Origin of the sequence: Bacteroides caecigallinarum (assembly GCF_021530995.1) — a bacterium.
Taxonomy (GTDB): Bacteria; Bacteroidota; Bacteroidia; order Bacteroidales; family Bacteroidaceae; genus Phocaeicola; species Phocaeicola faecigallinarum.
In genome coordinates this window covers 1-5,751 of sequence record NZ_JADYTF010000159.1, presented here as the reverse complement: position 1 = coordinate 5,751, position 5,751 = coordinate 1, and the positions used below count along the sequence as shown (strand labels likewise).

Annotated in this window: 5 protein-coding genes; all 5 read right to left on the bottom strand. The window is 35.6% G+C overall.

The genetic code is table 11. The features are described from left to right. On the bottom strand, positions 1 to 1,174 hold a 1,174-nt coding region (locus I6E24_RS15095), incomplete at its 3' end, for a DUF262 domain-containing protein (protein ID WP_235329406.1). Between the two features lie 2 nt (positions 1,175 to 1,176). After that, positions 1,177 to 3,057, bottom strand: coding sequence for a DUF262 domain-containing protein (locus I6E24_RS15090; RefSeq protein ID WP_154044208.1), 1,881 nt, complete (start codon positions 3,055 to 3,057; stop codon positions 1,177 to 1,179). A gap of 11 nt (positions 3,058 to 3,068) precedes the next feature. Further along, positions 3,069 to 3,614, bottom strand: a complete 546-nt coding sequence (locus I6E24_RS15085; RefSeq protein ID WP_138273745.1) for a 3'-5' exonuclease — start codon at positions 3,612 to 3,614, stop codon at positions 3,069 to 3,071. Further along, positions 3,607 to 4,524 (bottom strand): helix-turn-helix transcriptional regulator, encoded by a 918-nt coding sequence (locus tag I6E24_RS15080; RefSeq protein ID WP_154044207.1) that lies wholly within the window; start codon positions 4,522 to 4,524, stop codon positions 3,607 to 3,609. The genes I6E24_RS15085 and I6E24_RS15080 overlap by 8 nt, the downstream gene beginning before the upstream one ends. A 67-nt stretch (positions 4,525 to 4,591) precedes the next feature. Then, on the bottom strand, positions 4,592 to 5,751 hold a 1,160-nt coding region (locus tag I6E24_RS15075), incomplete at its 5' end, for an ATP-binding protein (protein ID WP_235329405.1).

Genomic DNA, 5,751 nt, shown 5'->3' with positions numbered 1-5,751 from the left:
CCTTTTGAATATCTTTTAAAGCTTCTTCTTTTTTATCAGAGATAAAAGAATGAAAATTCTCCAATGTTGTTTGTAACTTCTCCAATGCCACTTCTAATGACGGAATCTTATAAAATTCAAAACTTGTATATTGGAGTGCCGTATCATTTCCTTTATTCCCATACAAATGACAAAAGTTCTTGTTTCCTTCAACTACATCCGCAGAATTTAATCCTAAGATCAGACTGTTCAATATATATCGGTTTATGAAAGCAAAATATATTTCATCTATTCGCTTTGATTCAGATCTGTTTCTCCAAAATATGTCAGTCCATGTGGTATCCATTTTTATTGCAATACCATTGGCTTCATTTGACAGTCTTTTCCATTTACTATTATCCTGTTCACTTTCTGCCTGTCCCTGAATAAACCCGATTAAATCAGCCTTAAAGTTCTCAAACATGGTCAGTTGCTTACCACGGGCATTCATCTTGATATAGAGGTCATCTGAAAGTCCAAATTCTTTCAACGGCAAATAATAAAAAACAATGGGAGAGTTATTTGTCAATTTCTGCCAATAGGATTCCATTTCTTCAAAACTTGCATTGCTAAACAATTCCTCTATACCATCAATAATGTCCTCACCTTTTTTGTTATTTATTTTTGTTCCTCCCAACATTCTCAGCATAGACTGGATGGTAGGATCTTGTTTCCATGCAGAATAGAACCACGTTTGACCGATAATAAAGTCAACAATATTCATTTGAGAGCATCTACCAGAATCCTTGCCATCTGTACAAATGAAAGAACTAAAATTGCTTTCATCACATAAATGTTCACAAAACTCACGAGACGAGACCCTTGTTTCGTAAGTAAAGTTCTTTAAAATACAACCGGCTTCTTCTAACTTTCCTGATCTTAGTGCTATGTACCAGTGTAATAGCCACAACGTGGTTAATCGTTGCTGACCGTCCAAAGGTTGCAGTTTTCCGTTTTCGACAGAGCCATATACAAAATCAAGTTTTAATTCCTTCTCATCATCTTCTTCGTCTAAGGCTTCTTTCAGATTCGTTAGAAAACCTTGGCGCAAGTATTCTTTACCTAATCTTCCCTGTGCGTAATCACGTTGTATAATAGGAATCTCTATTTTGTTTTTCTGTATGAAACTCCAAAATGTTATCTTATTTCCTGTCATAATTATTCCTCCAATTTTTTAATACAAGACTCTATATCGCTCAAATAACTCTGCGCATCCTCTTTTGTCCAATAATTATTGTTTCCGGCGGTTGCAGAGTAATACTTTAAAAATATCTGTCTGGTGCATGGCGGGACAAACGATGAAAAACTGTCCTGTTCGTTTGTCATTATCAGTTTGCCTTCTTTTGAAAGTTTGGGAACAGGTATCAACTTGCCTTTATCTTTTCCTATGATTACTCTTCGTTTTCCGGAAAAGATAGAGTTACCATAACTTCGGTTGGTAGAAGAATCTAACAAAGCATAGTTCCAAATCCGATTTTTCTCTTCTTGAGTCCACTCTATACCGCTAAAAGGAACTTCTTTCTTTATTTCTTCAAACAAATTTTTTTTATTATCTGATGAGTCAAAATATTCCTGTATCTTTTTTTGCAGTTCCTCATTTACACTTAAATAAATGTTTAATAACCATTCTTTTTGAGATTCATCGTCATTTTCCGGATTGGTAGTATTCGAGTTGATGTGTTCTACATCCCAGCTTTCCAATTTATAAAGATGGAACGGGAATTTATAGAATGTTCCCAACTCATATTTTTCATTATGCCTCTGAGATCGGTTCTGATTGATTACAGTTTGAATATTGTGAAACAACAAAACGGATTTACATTTTACCTTATCACTGCCGTCCTCTTTATATTTAGAATCCAACGGACACGTATCAATTACCTTTCTGACCTCGTTTCTCAAATACTGAAGGAATGATTTCTTATCGGTTTGCCGATTCCATTCCGATATAAGACTCTCGATACTGTTCTTATTACATTCAATAAGGAAACCGATGTAGTGAAACAGTTCCAAATCATTATACCATTCTTCAAATGTCTGATAATACTTTTTCACAATCTTCCAGCACCTAAGAACTTTTGAATCACTGTTTTCCACTGATAAACCATCCGACTTGAAATATTCATAAAAATATCGGAATGTTTTATACTCATCTGTTCCAATTTTTTCTTTATAGTCATTTAAGCACAAATCATTAGCTTTGCATATTAAATCAAATATAAAGTCTATCCGAGTAGGACGGTCATAACCTTTCTCATGCAGGAAAAGCCAAAACTCATCATTCTGTAATGAATATTCAATCTTGTCCCATTCCGAAGCGATTTCCTGTTGGCGTAGCTTTATATGCCCATTGTCGTTCATATCAAAATTTGATCGGTTCAAGAACAAAGCCTTGATAAGTTCAGAATTTGTAAGTGATATTTTACCTATATTCAGTCGGGTAAAGACCTTGATTGGATCTTCATCAACGGATTCATACCATATAAAATTCACTTTCTCAAACAACTTCTCCTTAAAGTCTTTTATGGAGAAACAATCTTTATCCTTTAGCCATTCACTGATGACCTGTTTTGCACTGGAAATATGAAAATAATCGATATTCTCCTCATTCATTTCCAAATTTCCACTCAAATATTGTTCACTGCCGCTCCTTGTTTCGTACTTCAACGTATAATGCATGTCTGTTATCCCCAAACATCTCATTAGAATAAAAATAGTGGTCAACCTTTGCTGCCCGTCTATTACTTCCCATGTTCCTTTAAGATAATCATAGACATCGTTGAGATCCTTGGCTTCTTCTTTTATCTTTTTAAATACATTCTTTTCACGCTGTTTTACGACCAAAGGCTGTAAGCAATAAAAGCCATTCTTGTCATTGAACTCATTGATGTCATTCAACAAATCTTTGACTTGCTGTTTCGTCCAACGATAGCCTCGCTGGTAATTAGGAATATAAAAATTCATTCCACAAAGTTCAGTAACAGTTTTTAGATCAATCCTGTTGTCACTGCAATCATTTCGTTCAAATGTTTGATTCATAGTCATATCTATTAAAGTTTCCTATTATTTTGATTATTGGCCATATCATTAATTTCTCTCAAATACAATCTTGCACACATCTCCGCATCATCACCGGCGCGATGGTGCGTCCTTTGCTCTATACCCAGCTGTTCACAAAGATAATCCAAAGAATTACATCCAAAGGAATAAATCTTCCGAGCCATCTGCAAAGAACATATCCATTTCAGCTCAGGTAGATGAATGCGGTAGAGCTCAGCAGAATGCTGCAAGCAGCTTCTGTCAAAAGGTACGTTATGAGCTACAAAAGTATCGAACTCATCCAGATAAGTCCGTTCTATCTCTTCCCATACCTGACGGAAATCAGGAGCATCTTCTGTATCATGCGGTCGGATACCGTGTACTTTTATGTTCCAATACTGATAACGGTTGTCTTCCGGACGTACCAGCCATGAACGGGTCTCTGCTATTTCTCCGTGTCGTATAACACAGATTCCCACCTCACATATTGAAGCACGTTTGGAGGTAGCCGTTTCAAAGTCTATTGCTATGAAATTTATATCTGATTTATCAGTCATTATTTGATTTTTTATAATAAGACAATATATTCTCTGCAAACCTGCATATTTCATCCTTTACCCATTGTGGCTCGATAACTTCTATCTGGTCTGTCTGTTGCAGCAATGCTTGAAGGAAATCGTATGTAGGCCGGACTGTCATTTCGAATGTAGTAGATTCATCATCAGATGCAATTTCACGTTGAGAATCATGTATAGGTAAAGTAGCCAGGTATTTTCTTGCCCATCCGTATGCCTTAATTACCACACGCTCAATATCAATATCTCCGTCAGCTATAATGCCTACGCATCCTTCAAAATATTCATTTATATCAAATGAATCAGGAAGTTTAAATGTTGTATCCATAACTTTGACATTGAGAATCCTGTCAAGTGCGTATGTCCTTATTTCCTCAGAATATACCGACCATCCTATTAGATACCAACGACGGTTATAAACTTTAAGATGATAAGGTTCTACCTGAAACGTGCTTGCGTGGGACCTGCCAAAGCCCTGGTGGGTAATTTCTACCACACAATTCTGACGCATTGCCTGAAGTAATATCTGTAAATATTTATTTCCTGAAGGAATCTTCTCGAATGAGATGCGTTTCTCCAACTTTCTGTCTGCCTGAAGCTGGTTCAGTGTAGCATAAGAATCTATCAGCCATGAACGAAAGGAATTTCCTTCTAATAAATCAGCATCTTCTATATAGTATCCATATCTACGTTTGGCATCGCATGATATGATTATATCAAAGATTGTCTGCACTGCATCTTTATGATTCATAAATGTCTTCCATGGTAATGGTTTGCCATCACCCAATCCACAGTCTTCCCATTTGTCACTTATTTCCTTGAATGTGATATATGGATGGCATCTGATTAAATCTACTAGCCATACATACCGACCAAATTTGTTTGCTGCCATAATTTTATTGTTTAATCTTTTAAAAATACGTATTCTATATTAAATTACAGGTAAGTTCTGAAGTATATTAATATCTGGCAAAACCGATTTTTTTGTAAGGCAGATTTATTTTTTCTTCATTACAAAGCTTCTGAATGGTTTCAAAAGAAGGTGTTTTACCATCAATAATCTCCATCATAGTATATTTGCGTACTACATTATCAATCTCACCACCGCTGAAATCATAAAGTAAAGCTAACTGCATCGCATCATTATGATTCAGTGCAGGCATTTTATTGAGCCAGATATTGCATTTCACTTCTACAGACGGCTTGCTGAAATGTATCTTGAAAAGGAACCTTCTTTCAAAGGCCTTATCAAGATTATCGGAAAGATTGGTAGTGGCTATTAGGATTCCTTCAAGTTTTTCCATTTCTTCAAGAAGGATGTTCTGGATAGTATTTTCTGTCTGATCCACGCTGTTACCAGAGGATATGTCACGACGTTTTGAAAAAATAGCATCGGCTTCATTGAAAAGTAATATTGGCTTCAGCTTGGAACGCTTACATAATTTTCTGTAACGGTTGAATATGTCTTTCACTATTTTTTCACTTTCGCCATACCACATACTTTTGGAAGCACTTATATCTACATGAATAATGTCACGACCGGTCTCCCGTGCCCATTGCATGACAGATTCAGTTTTTCCTGTTCCAGGACTTCCATATAGCAGTATGGAAACTCCTTTGGGTAATCCTTTTAATTCAAGTCTGTCAACCAATGATTTATAATTAACTTCTGAAAGGGTTTCACCAACTAATGAAAGTTGTTCACTTTCTCTACCGGAAAAGAAGAGTTTTTTTTCTTTTATCTCAGATGATAAAATAAGATCTTTCCTGTCAACTTTTTCAATAAAAAGTTCTGCATCATCTTCAAAATAAAGAAGCTTGCCTTTATCAGTCAATTGTAAAACCGTGTATTCTCCGAAAAGGCTGCTCATGGTAACCATTTCCACAAGATCAAGACGCTGTAATTTATGTTTCTCTTCCTTGAAGAGTTTTATATTCTCATTCATTTCCTTAATAGGATAAAGTCTGGCTAATTCACGGCTTATATTAATTATATCGCTATTGGCACAGGCATCACAGAGCATATAAAACAATGCACGATAATCTTCTTCAGATACAAGTTCCTTAATCTTACGGATACATGTAAGATTAGAATTATAGTTTTCCATATTTCTTATCT